This window comes from Sphingomonas sp. IC-56 (assembly GCF_021043375.1).
In the GTDB taxonomy this organism is placed as follows: domain Bacteria; phylum Pseudomonadota; class Alphaproteobacteria; order Sphingomonadales; family Sphingomonadaceae; genus Sphingomonas.
Map to the genome: position 1 here is coordinate 253,560 of NZ_JAJNDV010000006.1, position 15,704 is coordinate 269,263.

Below are 15,704 nucleotides of genomic sequence, written 5' to 3' on the forward strand. Positions count from 1 at the left end.
AGATATATCCAGATGATCACCAAGACCGCGCTGCTATTGGCAGCAGCCCTCGCTCCGCTGGCTGCCCAGGCACAAGCCATCCCCGACGCCCAGCGCAGCGCGATCCTGACCAGCATCGACAAGCATACGCCGGATCTGGCGGCCACCGCCCAGGCGCTCTGGGGCTGGTCCGAGGTCGGGTATCAGGAGACCAAGTCCTCCGCTCTGCTCCAGGCCAGGCTCAAAAAGGCCGGCTTTACTGTGACTCCCGGCGTCGCGGGCATGCCCACGGCCTTCGTCGCCAGCTTCAAGCAGGGCAACGGCGCGGTCATCGGCATCCTGGCCGAGTATGACGCGCTGCCCGGCCTCGCCCAGACAAGCGCCCCCACCAAGACGCCGGTGCAGGGCAAGGCGGCGGGCCACGGCTGCGGTCACAATCTCTTCGGTGCTGCCAGCATCGAGGCGGCGATTGCGATCCGCGAATGGATGATCGCCAACAAGGTGCCGGGGGAACTTCGCGTCTATGGCTCCCCTGCCGAGGAGGGCGGTTCGGGTAAGGTCTATATGGTCCGCGCCGGACTGTTCGACGACGTGTCGGCGATGCTGCACTGGCATCCCGCCGATGCGAACGGCGTCTCCGTCGGCAAGAGCATGGCCAACATCTCCGGCAAGTTCCGCTTCCACGGCGTGAGTGCCCATGCCGCCGCCTCGCCTGAAAAGGGCCGCTCCGCGCTCGACGGGCTCCAGGTGATGGACGTCGCCGTTAATTTCATGCGGGAGCATATCCCGTCCTCGACGCGCATCCACAACATTATCACGAGCGGCGGCGAAGCACCCAATGTCGTGCCGGACTTCGCGGAGAGCTACTACTACGTCCGTAACGTCGACCCGCGGATCGTGCGGGACGTTTGGGCGCGCGTAGTCGAAGCGTCGAAGGGATCCGCAATAGCCACTGGCACCACGGTCGACCATGAGGTGACCGGCGGCGTCTATTCGATGCTGGCCAGCCAAACCCTCGCCGATGTGATGTCCCGCAACCTGGAGGTTGTAGGCGGCGAGCACTGGACGCCTGAGGAAATCGCGTGGGCCACCGAACTTCAGAAGGCACTCCCTACCCAAAGGCCGCTCGACAGCGTGCGTCAGGTCGGCGTGCGCGACAGGGGACCGGAGGGAGGCGGCTCGACGGACGTCGCAGACATCAGTTGGGCCGTCCCGACCATCGGTCTCAACACAGCGACCTGGGTACCGGGTACGCCTGCGCACAGCTGGCAGGCCGTTGCCGCCTCAGGCACTTCCATCGGAACGAAGGGAGCGGCCGTTGCTGCCAAGACCATCGCGCTGACCGCCGCGGATCTCTTCATGAGCCCCGATGTGCTCGCGGCAGCAAAGGACGAACTCGGCAAGGCACGCGGCCCCGACTTCAAGTATGACGCAATGCTCGGCAACCGCTCGCCAGCGCTGACCTATCGCAAGCCTACGCCAGCCTGGGAAGGCCCGAGCAAAGCCAAGTAGGGCTCCGCCCAGCGAATTGGTCTTCACCGGATGAGGAGGCACTGACGCATGGTTAGCGTGAGCGTCGCACCGACACTCACGCTGACTGTTCACACGATAATGGACGATTGGGTGCCCATGGAACGCGTCGGGAGCGAGGATAATGGTTCTCCCGATGACCGCCGCTACATGTTCACGCATGGGCGACCGCTTGGGACCGATGCGAGTGGTTGAACAGGGTCTCGAGACGCAAAGCTGTCGAGAAGCCTAGGCCGGCTTTGTGTTCAAAGACATCGAGGATCGCGGACTGGCGCTTCGCTGCCGCGGGTCAGCCAGCGGCCGTCCGGCGCGCGGTACTTTTCGCCGGCAGCGGTTCGCGCGATCAGGTTGCACCCGGTCACGAACGCCATCTGCTCCACGGTCGAACCCGACGCCGCCTGGTCGGTATACTGCTTCTTACGCTGGATATTGATGTTGTTGACCAGCGCGCGAAGCTCCGGCGTCGCCGAGCCGACAATGCCCAGATAGCCGTCGGGCTGCTCGCCGACCAGGCCCTGCTGGCGCGCCGCCTGATAGGCCGGATCACGCTGTGCCGACGCGGCAGCCGGGATCAGGGCCGCTGCAATCGCCGCGGAGAACAAAAAGGTGCGCATCAAAATATCCCCGGGTTTTCCTGGATCAGCGTCTTCGCCTTGTTGTCCAGGCGATACACCACTTCCTGCGTGATCGAGATGTTCAAATTGATGACAATCGGCTTGTCCGGCGCCGACACGTTGATGCACCCGCTCGTGGCAAATACGCCGCCACATGCTGCCATCAATGCCACGACGCGAGGCGCCACCGGACCTCCTGAACGACTCGACTTCATTTCTGCTCCTTTAATCGCATGGTCTGGCTGTCGGCCGGCTGAATGGCGGGCGGTGCTGCGGCCTCTGCCGTGCGTCCCTGCTCCTCCAGCAGCGCCGGCAGGTTGCGCTCGATCAGTCGGCTGGGATCGTACCAGGATTGAACCGAGCTCAGCAGCTGCTGAAAGGGCGCGCTGATCCGGATGTTGAAAACGAACGGGAGCCGGGCCAGTCGCCGGATCACGAAGTTCGACTTGGTGCCCTTCCCCTGGCTGACGCCGGCGAAGCGGATGTCGGTCACCATGTCGCCGGCAAGCGGGCCGTTCATACCGATCGACAGGCTCCGGTAATTCAGCGATCTTAGCGCCTGAAACGCCATGTTCCCCCAGAAGCCCAGGTCATGGCGCGACACTTCGCCGGCATAGGCGATCGTTCCCCCGGCCCGCGCCTCCAGCACGCCACCTTCGATCCGGCCGCCCTGCGCATCGAACACCATCGGCAGCGTACCGTCGAACCTGCCGATAGCACTGATGTTGTCGAATTCCATTTCCTTCAGGAACAGCGCGGCGTCCGCGCCGACCACCTGGAACGTCAGCCGGCGCTCCCGGCTTTGGGAAAAGTCGAGCAGGGTCGGCTCCAGCACCAGCTCCCCGCCGGCAAAGGGCCAGCGTCCGCCCTCCACCTGCACCCGCTGGCTGCCCAGTATCTGGAAGCGCAGCATGCCGTCGTTCACCGGAACGCCGGGATTGACCTCGGCCACCTTCGCGACCTGCTCAGCGGCGGTGCGCATGTTCAACAGGTCAGTGAAGTGCAGCGTCGTGGCTAGTCCGCGCACCGGCCCGAACGCCGCGGCAAGGTCGATGTCGTCCGTGCCAAAGGTACCGCTGCTGGTCACGCCATGCCGGCTCCACGCGATCCGGCCTTTACCGGAGACCGCGCCGTTCACTTCGGCGATCACGCCATAGGTGAGTGGCGTCAGATCGTGCGGCTGAAGCCCCTGCTCGGCGAAGCGAAGCCCGTCTACCTCGATCTCGGCCGATCCCAGTCCGCTGTTCAGTGCATGCCCAATCCGCACCTCGGCCACCTTCGCGCCACCCCGAAGCGTGTTCAAGGTCGCGCTCGCCCGAACCTCGTCTGCGCTCACGCGAACTTGCGCGTTGTTGGTGGCGAGCGGATGGAAGCGGGCTCGGTCGGCGGCATCACGGATCTGAAGCGCACCGGCAAGCGTCAGCGCCCCTGCGCCCAGCCGCCAATCCCCTGCCCCTGCCGACACCAGCAGCGGCACCGCGCCGATCTGTCCGGCAAGTCCGGAGAAGGTGCCACCCGGCGTGCCAGCCAATGCGCCCGACAGGGCGGCGACATCCATCCGGGTCCCGCCATCCGCACCCAGCCGCAGCGCTGCGCCGGCAATTGCGAGGCGCTGCCGCCCCAAGTCGAAGCGCACCTGCTCCGCTGTGAACCGCAGCGGGTTTTCGCCAAGCATTCCGGCCAGACGCGGCTGTTGCAGCCGCATGCCGCCGCCGATCCGGCCTTGCATCAGGCGCACCATCGCGCCGCCCTCCGGGCAGACCGCCATGCTATGCGGGCCAAGCACCAGGCCGCCGACGGCGAGATGGCGAAACGCAGCGTCGATGCAGCGGGTGTTGACGCTCAGCGAACCCGGCGCCCAGGTGGCGCTGAGTGGAAGCCGCAACTGCTCGATTTGGCCTTGCGCTGTGTTGCCGGAAACATGCGCCAGCGCGATGGCCGTGCCGCTGCCGCCGCGCAGCCGGAACGCCAAGTCCGCGACCGACAGCCTGGCCCCGCCCGCGGCATAAGGTGCGATCGCCCCCGTGCCACGGATCTGGTCCCGTTCCTGCACGAAGCGAAGCGTTGCCTGCGGAAGGCCGCCGCCACGCACCGCAAGCGTACCGGCCGCCCGCAACCTGGTGCTTGATCCGGCCAGACCGATCCGCGCCGTCCCGTCGAAATCCGCCTGCGCGCCACTGGCACCACGCACCCGCGCGCCCGACATCGTCAGCGCTCCCGCACCCGCACGATATGCGAGCGACAGATCACCGCTCGCATCGAACCGCCGGGCGGCCGCCGCGGAAGCTCCGCTCAGCGCAACCATGATCGGCTGAAGCGGGCCGGCGTTCACCTGGCTTCCTAGGCGCTGCACTTGGTTTCGAAGCGAAGGCGCCAGCGCCATGGAGTCGACCTGCGCCTGCCCGGTGAAGGACAGACCCGATCCACCAGCCCCATAAGCGCCCGAGATCGCAGCAGTCTTTCCGCGGTTGCCACGCACATCGAAGCCCCCGGACCGAAGCTCGATCTGGCCGCGGGTAGCGCTCGCCACGCCCTGAAAACTGACCTCGCCGTCGACCGCAGCGAAGCGCAACCCGGGTTGAGTCACAGCTCGCGCCTGCATGGCCGCGTTTCCGCGCCACTGGTCCAGCGCCCCGCTCACCCGCGCTTTCACTGTAACCTTGGCTCCGCGCACCCCGGTTTGGCCGCACTGCACGCCCGCGACGGCTACTGGCCCTTGCAGGCTCGGCTGCGCCTTGCGGATCTGCACCGCCAGCCGCCCGTCCGCTCGCATGAGGTCGCAGCCGGCCAGAGCGAGCCGCGGCGCGCTTACGTGGACAACCCCCTTGAACCCGTCGTTCAACATGCCCTTGCCGGCAATCGCCAGCCGCACGGCACCCGCTGGAGTATCCAGCGAAACCTGCGCATCCGCCACGTCGACGATCAGGGCGGGAGGGGCGAAGGGCTTGCCGGACGGCGGCGGCATCAGCCGGTCGAGCGCCCCCACCGACACGCGCCCGCCGACCACGCGGCCGCGAAGCCGCACCTGTCCTGCGCGGACGGCAAGCACTTGCGCCCGCCACGGCGCCAATGCCGTCCGAACCTCCACCCAGTCCGCCGTGAGGTCTGGGCTGGCGGGGTCCCCGATAACGACGTTGGTCAGGCGCTGCCGCCACGGCGATAGCTGCGTGAGCTCGTACGACGCGGCCACGCCTCGCCGGCCGAGCTCCCGGTCTATGAAATCACGCGCGATCGTGCGCCGCTGTAGCCATAAGGCCGAAACGACAGCGACGATAAGCAGCAACAAGGCAAGCCACAGGCGTCCCCACGGGCGCCTGGCGCGTAACTCTGTCCCTGCTTCCGCCGATACGCCCAGCTTAGTTCCAATGCCCAAGTTCAAGCCTGATGGCTCCTCGCTGGGCTGCGGTTTGCGCATTATCGTCGGCCACGTCAAAGCGGCAACTCCATCCTCCCTGAACCTACCAGTGCTTTGATCGCGCATCATACGGCTGGCCAACGCCTGGCGGGCCATGCTCGACTTCGCTCGTCAATGATGTACAGCCCTGTGCCGGCGATCGAGGCGATCTCGACCGTTAGCGCTCCGCGCATGCTGCCGCACGCTGCGTCTCCTTGAGATGCCCTCTGAAGTCAGGTCTGATTACAGCGATAGCCGGATGCTCGAGGCTACATTCTCGGCACGTCTGGTTCTCCACCTCTGGACTAAAGCGTGCGCATAAGTAGATGTTTTCCGATGATTACCCCTTGGAGCGGAAGATGATCAATGCCCGCCGCAGCTGAAGCGCGCAGCTTCGTTGAAAGCCTGCTCAGGTTCGATGGGGAGCTCGGCGGCTTGGTGGCTCGGCACGACTGGGCGCAGACATCACTCGGCACGATCGAGGAGTGGCCCGAGAGCCTGAAAACCTCACTCGGCATTGTGCTTCTGTCCCCCGTTCCGATGGCCCTGCTCTGGGGCGAGACGGGGCTTATGCTCTACAACGACGGCTATTCGGTTATCGCTGGCGCTAAGCACCCCGCCCTACTTGGCTCCGATGTGCGTCAAGGATGGCCCGAGCTCGCCGAATTCAATGACAATGTCATGCGAGTGGTACTGGCCGGTGGACGCCTCGCCTATCGAGACGAGGCGCTGACGCTCCATCGGCATGGCGTGCCTGAACAGGTCTTCATGAACCTCGACTATTCGCCGGTTCTTGGAGAAGACGGCAGGCCGGCGGGCGTGCTCGCGATCGTGGTGGAAACGACCGAGCATGTCGCTGCGAGACGCGAGGTGGAGGTCGAGCGAGATCGGGGCACGAAGATCCTGGAAAGCATCTCCGACGCCTTCTACGCAGTGGATGACGATTGGCGGTTCACCTACATCAACCACAAGGCCGAGGAGAGTTGGGGCCGTGGCGCCAAGGACCTCCTTGGCAAGCACTGCTGGGCGGAGTTCCCGCAAGCGGTCGGCAGCGAGGCTTACGAGGCGCACCAGCTGGCCATGCGCGAACGCACGTCGGTCCGGCTGGAGACCGTTTCGCCCATCCTGGAACGCTGGATCGGCATCGATATACACCCGACGACTGGCGGCGGGCTGTCGGTCTACTTCCGCGACATCGGCGACCAGAAGATCGCTGAGGAAGCTCGGCGCGCCAGCGATGCACGACTAGCAGCGATCTTCGCCGGTGCAACCGTCGGGCTCTCCGAGGTCAGTCCGGGCGGACGGTTTCTGCGGGTGAACGATGAACTCTGCCGCATCCTTGGACGGGGGCCAGACGAATTGCTTGGCCTGAGTGTAGTCGATGTGACGCACCCTGAGTCCGTTCAGCCGAGCGTGGATGCTCTCTCCAAGGCATCGAGGGCCGGTCAGGCTGCAGCGCTGGATAAGCGTTACGTGCGGCCGGACGGGAGCGCCGTTTGGGCAAACAGTCGGGTCTCGCGTCTCAGTGATGACGATGGACAATCCGGCAATCTCCTCGTCGTCACAGTCGACCTCACTGACCGGCTGGCCGCGGAAGAGCGCATGCGCGAAAGCGAAGCCCGCTACCGGCAGATTGTCGAAGGAGCCGAGGACTTCGCGATTGTCATGGTGGACGAGGACGGAACCATCACCAGCTGGAACACCGGTGCAACGCGCATCACCGACTTCCAGGAGGTGGACATCATCGGGAAGTCGGGCGAGATCATCTTTACGCCCGAGGACCGCGCCGCGGGCGTGCCCGGTCAGGAGCTGAACCGCGCGAAGCTGGGCGGCCGCGCGCTGAACGAGCGCTGGCACCTGAGGAAGGACGGAAGTCGCTTCTGGGGCTCGGGTCTTACCATGCGGCTCGACCAGCCAGGCGGAGGCTATCTCAAGATCTTCCGCGATCGCACGGCCGAGCACGGGGCGGAGGCGAGCCTGCGGCAGGCCCAGCAGGCGCTGGCAGCTGAGGTGGAGGCGCTGGGACGCCTGCAGGAGGTCAGCACGCGACTGATCGGTGATGATGATCCGCAGTCAGTGTACGACGCAATCCTGACGGCTGCTACCGTGCTGATGGGCTCAGAATGCGCCAGCATTCAACTGCTGAACTCGTCCGGCGACCTCGAGTTGCTGGCGCACCGAGGCTACGACCCGCGCTCGGCGGCCTACTGGCAGACGGTCCATGCCGCTTCTGAAAGCACCTGCGGCATTGCACTGACCACGGGCGAGCGGGTGATCGTGCCCGACGTGGAGGACAGTGGCCTCCCGGCAAGCAGCGGGGACCTTCAGTCGTATCGCTGGACTGGCATGCGTGCGGTGCAGACGACGCCGCTTCTGTCTCGCTCGGGCAAGCCGCTCGGCATGCTGTCCACGCATTGGAAGCATCCGCACCAGCCTCCAGAACGCGACCTCAAACTCTTTGACGTGCTCGCCCGGCAGGCCGCCGACGCGATCGAGCGGACTACGGCGAAGGCCGAGTTACGCGAAAGCGAGGCACGGCAAGCCTTTCTGCTCTCGATTTCGGATGCGTTGCGCTCCCTCAGCACGCCGCCGGAGATCGCCGCTGCGGCTGCAGAGCGGCTCGGCGAACGATTTGGCCTGAGCCGGGTCTTCTATGCGGAGTTCTTCGGCAGCCTGATGAAGGTCGAGCGAGACTATACCAGAGGCGTAGAATCGCTCGCCGGCGAGCATGATCTGGAGGCGTTCGGACCGGGCCTGCTCAACGCCTACCACGAATGCCCGATTGTCAAGATCGATGACGTTCGCACCGACGCGCGATTGAACGAAGACGCACGATCAGGACTGCTTGCGAGACAAGTCGGCGCTTACCTGGATGTGGTGCTGTTCCAGGATGAGGATTGGGTAAGCCTGCTGGCCTTGCAAAGCGCGACACCGCGGACATGGACAACATCCGAAGAAGGCCTGTTTCGCGAAGTCGGCGAGCGCGTCAGGGGAGCAATGGAACGCGCGCGGGCCGAGGAAAGGCTACGCGAATTGAATGAAACATTGGAACGGCGGGTAGCCGAGGCCTCTGCCGACCTGGACAGGGTGTGGCGCAATGCGAGCGACATGTTCGCCGTCATCGACGGCGAAGGCAACTTTCGACGCATCAACCCGGCTACGACCGCGATTCTGGGATGGACGGAGCCCGACATTCTGGGACGGAATTTGTTCAAGTTCGTCCACCCCGACGACGTAGCTTCGACGGAACACGCCCTCGAGCACGCCAGAGGCGGAGTGCTGCCTCCCTTCGAGAACCGGTTCCGCGCCAAGGATGGCGAGTTGCGATCGATCTCCTGGACTGCTGCGCCTGAAGGTGCGCTCATCTACGCTTATGGTCGTGACGTGACCGCGGAGAAACAGCGTCAGGCCGATCTCGAAGCGGCGCAGGAAGCGCTACGTCAGAGCCAGAAGATGGAGGCGATGGGACAGCTCACGGGCGGCGTGGCGCATGACTTCAACAATTTGCTTACTCCCATCGTCGGTTCGCTCGACATGCTTCAGCGCAAGGGCATAGGCAACGAGCGCGAGCAGCGACTGATCGCTGGCGCTGCCCAATCCGCTGACCGCGCCAAGACGCTCGTCCAGCGCCTGCTCGCCTTCGCCAGACGGCAGCCTCTGCAGCCAGTCGCCGTAGACATCGCCAAGCTCGTAAACGGGATGGGCGAGCTTGTCTCAAGCACGACTGGTCCGCAGATTGATGTCGTGGTTCAAGCCGAGAGCGACCTGCCCCCGGCCAAAGCCGATCCGAACCAGCTAGAGATGGCGCTGCTGAACCTCGCGGTTAACGCGCGGGACGCCATGCAAGGCGGAGGTACCCTCCGAATCGCCGCAATCGCCGAGAAGGTCGGTCCAGGGCACCGTTCGGGATTGAAGCCTGCGACATACGTCAAGCTGTCGGTCGCCGACACTGGCAAAGGTATGGACGAGGCAACCATCGCGCGGGCGATTGAGCCGTTTTTTTCGACCAAGGGTATTGGCAAGGGGACTGGGCTTGGCCTGTCGATGGTGCATGGCCTCGCCTCGCAGCTCGGTGGCGCCTTGAGTATCCAGAGCCAGCCCGGACTCGGAACCAACGTCGAGCTTTGGCTTCCGCAGAGCGCAACCGCCGCGAAGGATGCGGATCAGGTAGACGACGTCAGCCTGACAGCGGCAGCACGGGGCGTGGCGCTGCTGGTGGACGACGAAGAACTGGTGCGGATGAGCACTGCAGACATGCTTTCGGACTTGGGGTACGTGGTCATTGAGGCAGCGTCCGGCGAAGACGCAATGCGGATAATCGAACAGGGCGAGCGCCTTGACCTTCTCCTGACCGATCACCTGATGCCAGGCATCACCGGAACTGATCTTGCACGGATTACGCGCTCGATCAGGCCTGAACTGCCGGTTCTCCTCGTATCTGGATACGCAGAGACCGAAGGCGTCGATCCTGATCTCCCGCGCCTGACCAAGCCGTTCCGCAAAGATGAGCTCGCGTCGAGCTTGGCTCAGCTGGCAAACGTTTCCGAGCAATTCTTCAAATAGGGCGGCGTCAGCACGACAGGGTCTGTCACTGCCCCGCAGACGAGGAGGTCATCGCATCAATCTCGAACCGTCAAGCCGTTGCCGCGAGATCCTCATCTAAACGGCTGTTGATTTCGGCAAGTAGGGCATAGCGTGATCAATCGGCGCGGGAGTCGGTTTGGTCTTTGATCTTCCTCCGCTACCGGTTCCAAGCATCTCCGCACTCGGCCTCAACGCGGAGCCTATCTCGTGGCTCCCGAGGCAATAAGCAGCGCAGATAACCCAGCGGGCGTAGCGCCGAGTTCGTTCAGCCAAGCTGGAGACGAGAGGAGCACCCTTTTTCGCTGCGTACCCCGCGCCCCTTCAGCCGTTTACTATAATTAGAAAATGGCGCGAGTTCTCTTCTACCTACCCGTCGTAACCCCTTGGTGGTTCGACCACATGATCTCTCCGTTGATTGGGGCTCTCGCCACCGAGACAGAGGTTCACGTCGTTGTACCGCCGCTCTGGCGGAATACGGGTGTCGGTCCGGCGCAGGTGGAGGGGTGCAGCTCCATTCACGGTGTCGAATGGCATATCGTCAATGATCCTGACCACCGCTCGTTGAGGACGTATCCGGCGGACTCGGACGGCGTGGTCGAGTTCGTCCAGAAAATCGCGCCCGACTATGTCTTCTGCAGAAGCGCGGATATTGCGACGCCGTCCAGATTTCCGGGTAAGATTGTCCACCTGCTGGAATCAGGCGCTTCTCCGTTCGCCTTACCGCTCGATGGAATGATACTGCAGCGGGACTTCTGGCACCACGGCGCTATGCCCGTGTTGAGCGACGAGGATCGTGAAAGCCTAGACGCAGCTTTCGCCACGACATGGGAGCGAATGCAGAACAGGTTGGAAAACGAGCCGCCCTTTTGCCTGCCGCGCGACCAGGTGCTGAAGCAGATGGGGCTGCCCGAAGGCCGCAAGATCATCGCCCTGCCGCTGGAATATGAGCACGAGGAGGCATTCACCGGCTTCCACAATCGCTTCGCGCGCAACCTGGATCTTATCGACCATGTGGCCGAGGCAATCGACGACGAGTTCGTGCTGGCGATCGCCGATCACCCGCTAAACTACAAGCATGTCGACAATCGCCTGGTCCACTCTGCAATAAGGGCGCTCGGATCGAGGGCACAGTTGGTCCCGAACGCCGGGGCGCGGTATCTGCCTACAACCTTGCTTATCAAGAACTGCGATGGTCTGGTCGTCCAGAACACCAAGGCGCTTTACGCGGGCGCGTTCTTCGGGAAGCCAACGCTTCGCCTGTCCCATCGTCCCACTGCCGATTGGATCGGCGTGCACGGGGAGATCACGCCGTTTCTAAGCGACGTCAGGGCAGGCCGAGCCGGAGCTTCCGTCAACCAAGCGCGCACCTGGTTCGCATTTCACGTCATGCACGAAGTTATCGCTCCTGCGAAAATTGAGGCTGCGGAAATCCTCGACCGCGTCGAGCGGCCATTCTCGCGTGACCGGCTTCAGAGCGGGCTCGAACGGTTCGAAGCGTATCAAAGCGAAGTGGACTGGGCCGCGTGACCAACTCGGTCGGTCCATTGCTCTGCGGGGTTCGGAGCGTCGTCCTTGAAGCTCTGCCCTCACTTTTCGAACGCCGCTACGACGTAAGGTGGAAGCCGGACGGCAGCCCAGTCACCGAGGCGGACATCTTCCTTGAGGCGCGACTGACCGACTGGCTCGGCGAACGCCTGCCTGGGCTGCAGCTCATCGGCGAAGAGAGCTTCTGCGAGGGTGTGGAACCGCGATCGCGCGACGGCTGGATAGCCGTGCTGGACCCGATCGATGGCACGGAAAATTTTTGTTCCGGACTGAAGGAGTGGGGCGTCGCGCTAAGCCTGTGGCGTGGCGCGGAGCATGCCGGCAGCCTGTTGATGCTCCCCGAACTAGGCGACTGGATGGCGACCGGCGAGCCGATTCAGCGGGTGCGCTCCCGCATCACCGGCTATTCATCCTCAATCCATCCCGCCATCGTCTCGGGGATTTCTGAAGGTGGCGAAGCCCGCATCTTCGGCTGTGCCGTCTATAATATGTTTAACGTCACGCGTGGTGCGCTTGCCCGGTTCGTAAACCCAAAGGGCGCCCGCTCGTGGGACCTTCTCGCGGGGCTAATGCTGGCTCGCGAAAACGACTGCGAGATTCTGATCGATGGACACTCATATGATGGAGCATTTCTCGAGCCGGATCGGCGGTATCGCGTCGACATACGGCACCGATACGATCTTCATCCTGGGCAAGGGTCCTTCGGCTGACGCGGTCTCGCCCGACGCTTTTGTTGGGTCGCTGGTCATCGGCGTGAACGACGCGGAGCGGATTGCGCCGGTCGATATCACGCTGTTCCATGCAGATTGGGTGAAACAGGCGGTGGTGGCCAATGGTCTGCGATCGCGGCTCTACGTTACTTCGACGGATTTCACTTCCCCTGACCGCGAGACGCTGCGCGCGCCGTTCGTGCCGCTCCAGAACGATAATAATGACATGCTAATGCAGCGATTCCTTTCGGACAGCTTTGCAATCGAGGAGGTTCTCTTTCTCTCGGCGCTCAACGTCGCCCGCCAGGTGGCGCGCGCGCGCGGTCGTCGCCAGACGGTCTACATGGTTGGTTTCGATTTCCGGCCAGATGCCGGCGTGTCGGAGGCGATCAACCACGATTATGCGCCTAGTAACAGCGCCGATCGGTTCTTCCGTATCAGCATGCAGGAATTCTTCTTCCTCAACTGCCTGTACATGCTGAAGGATTCCGATCTGGATGTTGTTCATGTGGGCGACCGATCCTTTTCGCAACTGTCGGCCGAGGGCCTGAACCGCCGCTTTCATGTTTCACACGGGGAAACGTCGCGCCGTTTTTGCGCCGGCGTTCAGGTCACGGCGGAGCTTACGACCAATCATTTCGGCGACCGTAACCGGCTGGAGCGCATGATCCGGGCCGCGTGGGCGGCAGGTGCCGACCACATCAAGCTGCAAAAGCGTGATGTTCAAAGCTTTTACACTGCCGAACAGCTCGCTTCACCCTATGTCTCTCCTTTCGGAAAAACCTTTGGCGATTATCGCCGCCAGCTTGAACTTGATCGGGACGATTTCGCTTTTGTAGACGCTCTGTGCCAGGAACTCGGAATACACTGGTTCGCGTCGGTGCTCGATCAGCCCTCGTTCGAGTTCATGCTGCAGTTCGATCCTGCAATGGTAAAGCTGCCCAGCACTATCTCGGAGCACCGGGACTATCTGAGCTACGTCGCGCGGAACTATCGGGGTTCGGTTGTGCTCTCGACCGGAATGACCGGCTTGGAGTATGAAAAGTGGCTGCTTGGCAGCTTCGTAAACTGCCGGGAACTGTACCTGCTGCAGTGTAACTCCGCCTATCCGACGCCCAAGGCGGACTGCAACGTCGCCGTTGTGCGGCACTATCATGGGCTATCGCAGGCCGACCACCGGATCGTCCCGGGCTACTCCAGCCACGACTTCGGTTGGCTAGCCTCAGCACTGGCCGTCGCAGCAGGCGCGCGAATGGTCGAGAAGCACGTCAAGCTGGGCAATAGCGATTGGGCGCATTTCGACGCGGTGGCAGTCGATCTGACTACCTCGGACTTCCGCGACTATGTTGCAATGATCCGGGAGGCCGAGGAGTTGGTCGGCTCTGGGAACAAAGTGATCAATCCGAGCGAGCACCACAAATATCTTCGCGCGGCGGCGTAGGTTTCGAAGATGTACGATCCAGATACTATCGTCGTTCACTACAACTCGAAGATGCGTGATTTTCTGCGCTCGAAGAACATTTCTCTAGCCCACCACAATAAGCTGGATGGGGTGATCATTATGGGCCAAGAGTTGCGCCTGGTCTCTTCTATCCTAGCCGAACCGTTCGCGACCTTCGAAGGTGGCACCTTCTGGAACTCAGGCGCCTTCTCCTACTCACGATCACAGCTTCCGCAGGAGACGTCCGTGGCTCGCTACTGCAGCATTGCTTGGTCTTGCGCGGTGCTTGGCATAGATCATCCCGTTGATTTTATCAGCACCCACGTCTTCACATTCCGGCACTATTTCGAGTCGAACATCCGCGACCACTTTGGCCGAGCGCCGGAGCACGCGCCCTTCCAGTCGCACCGCGGGCCCGTGATCATCGGCAACGACGTGTGGATCGGGCAAAACGTGCTCATCCAGCAGGGGGTCACGATCGGCGACGGTGCAGTCGTCGCCGCCGGCGCGGTCGTTACAAAGGATGTGCCGCCCTTCGCCATCGTTGGTGGGACGCCGGCCCGGCTCATACGCTACCGCTTCCCGGAGCCGCTGATCGAGCGCATCCAGCGAGTCGCATGGTGGCAATATCATGTGGCAGATTTCGATGGCCTGGACGTTACTCAGCCGGAACGGTTCCTCGACGGCATCGAGGAGAGAGTGGCGGCCGGACGGCTTGCACCTTATCGTCCAGAGCGGTTCGACATCTCAGCGATTTTTGCAAGCTTGGCGACACCCGTCACCGAGGGCAACATGCGGCTGATCTCCCAGTGAACATCGTGGCCTTGATGATCGGGCGCGGCGGCAGCTCGCTGAAGGACAAGAACATCTTGCCGGTGCTTGGCGTTCCGCTGCTCCACTGGACGGCAGCGGCAGCCCGCCACAGTCGTCACGTAGACCGCTTCTACATCAGCAGCGATTGTCAGCGAATCCTGCAAACGGCTCGGGAAGCGGGATATCGGCCGATCGAACGTCCCGCGGAGCTCGCAAGCGCGACGGCGCAAAGCAGCGATGCCGTCCGGCACGCTTTCGAGATTATGGAGCGAGACGGGCCAATCGATGTGCTGGTAGTTCAGCACGCGAATGTAGGTACCGTCAGCACGGCGCAGATCGATGCTTGTATCGATCTGCTGCTCGCTAATCCGGAAGCCACCTCAGTGGTGCCTGCGCATCAACATCCGGAATATCATCCAATGCGCGCGAAGCGCCTGCGAAGCGACGGCTCGCTGGAGCCATTCGTCGCAGAAGGCGGCGTTTCCGCAAATCGGCAGGATCTGCCGACCTGTTATTTCTTTGATCATTCGTTTTGGGTGCTGCGCGGGCGCGACGCGGTATTCGATCCTCTTGGGCAGCAACCCTGGCCGTGCATGGGATCCCGGATCCTCCCCTTCGAGACGAGTGGTTGCCGCGACGTCCATGACTTGGCCGACCTCGAGACTACGGCTCAGTGGATTACCGAGCATAGCATTCCCATTCCTGATTTCGGCGCCGACAAAATACGATGAGGTTCGGCCTGCCAGGCGTTTGCGAGAAGCGGCCTTCCAGCCCCAGCAGTTAATCACGCCGCGGCTTGGAACGCGTGGCCGTCTAGGGAGCAATCGGTGGGTGCCTCCCTCCCTCTGATCGTGAGCCCCACACCGCTTATTTCTTCTTGGGCGCACAGCTGCCACCTTGCGAACGACTACGCAGGATTACGCGCCCTCTTGCTTCGGGAGTGCTTACATCCCGTTCTGCCGCGACAGCGCCGAACGCCAAAAAGCCCGCTAAGTCTTGTGACTTGCGGGCTTTTGGTTGCGGGGACAGGATTTGAACCTGTGACCTTCAGGTTATGAGTGCTGCGGCAAGCTGTACGCAAGACTACGCTGCGC

General features: G+C 63.0%; 10 protein-coding genes. 7 read left to right on the forward strand and 3 right to left on the reverse strand.

The window, feature by feature from the left end; genetic code table 11:
- Positions 1–12 precede the first annotated feature (12 nt).
- Complete coding sequence (locus LQ953_RS10560; protein ID WP_269141433.1) at positions 13–1,491, forward strand: amidohydrolase; 1,479 nt, start codon at positions 13–15, stop codon at positions 1,489–1,491.
- Positions 1,492–1,754: 263 nt separating this feature from the next.
- Here the strand turns inward: LQ953_RS10560 and LQ953_RS10565 are convergent, their stop codons facing one another.
- The 3 genes from LQ953_RS10565 to LQ953_RS16355 are packed head-to-tail and all read right to left on the reverse strand — an operon-like array spanning position 1,755 to position 5,634.
- A complete protein-coding gene (locus LQ953_RS10565) occupies positions 1,755–2,123 on the reverse strand; it encodes a YdbL family protein (protein ID WP_231030812.1) in 369 nt (122 codons plus the stop codon).
- Positions 2,123–2,338, reverse strand: coding sequence for a YnbE family lipoprotein (locus LQ953_RS10570; RefSeq protein WP_443026567.1), 216 nt, complete (start codon positions 2,336–2,338; stop codon positions 2,123–2,125). Before LQ953_RS10570 ends, LQ953_RS10565 begins: the two co-directional genes overlap by 1 nt.
- A complete protein-coding gene (locus tag LQ953_RS16355; RefSeq protein ID WP_443026568.1) occupies positions 2,335–5,634 on the reverse strand; it encodes a YdbH domain-containing protein in 3,300 nt (1,099 codons plus the stop codon). Before LQ953_RS16355 ends, LQ953_RS10570 begins: the two co-directional genes overlap by 4 nt.
- A gap of 249 nt (positions 5,635–5,883) precedes the next feature.
- On the opposite strand from LQ953_RS16355, the gene LQ953_RS10580 reads away from it, so the two are divergent.
- The 6 genes from LQ953_RS10580 (at position 5,884) to LQ953_RS10605 (ending at position 15,341) form a co-directional block, all read left to right on the forward strand.
- Positions 5,884–10,080, forward strand: coding sequence for a PAS domain S-box protein (locus LQ953_RS10580; protein ID WP_231030816.1), 4,197 nt, complete (start codon positions 5,884–5,886; stop codon positions 10,078–10,080).
- A gap of 366 nt (positions 10,081–10,446) precedes the next feature.
- Positions 10,447–11,628 (forward strand): hypothetical protein, encoded by a 1,182-nt coding sequence (locus LQ953_RS10585; RefSeq protein ID WP_231030818.1) that lies wholly within the window; start codon positions 10,447–10,449, stop codon positions 11,626–11,628.
- Positions 11,625–12,356: an inositol monophosphatase family protein gene (locus tag LQ953_RS10590; protein WP_231030820.1), complete on the forward strand. Its 732-nt coding sequence runs from the start codon at positions 11,625–11,627 to the stop codon at positions 12,354–12,356. Before LQ953_RS10585 ends, LQ953_RS10590 begins: the two co-directional genes overlap by 4 nt.
- A complete protein-coding gene (locus LQ953_RS10595) occupies positions 12,265–13,797 on the forward strand; it encodes an N-acetylneuraminate synthase family protein (RefSeq protein ID WP_231030822.1) in 1,533 nt (510 codons plus the stop codon). Before LQ953_RS10590 ends, LQ953_RS10595 begins: the two co-directional genes overlap by 92 nt.
- Positions 13,798–13,806: 9 nt before the next feature.
- Positions 13,807–14,610: a CatB-related O-acetyltransferase gene (locus LQ953_RS16360; protein WP_330999410.1), complete on the forward strand. Its 804-nt coding sequence runs from the start codon at positions 13,807–13,809 to the stop codon at positions 14,608–14,610.
- Positions 14,607–15,341 carry an acylneuraminate cytidylyltransferase family protein gene (locus LQ953_RS10605; protein WP_231030824.1) on the forward strand — a complete coding sequence of 245 codons (735 nt, stop codon included), beginning with the start codon at positions 14,607–14,609 and terminating at the stop codon, positions 15,339–15,341. The genes LQ953_RS16360 and LQ953_RS10605 overlap by 4 nt, the downstream gene beginning before the upstream one ends.
- The last annotated feature ends 363 nt before the right edge of the window (positions 15,342–15,704 follow it).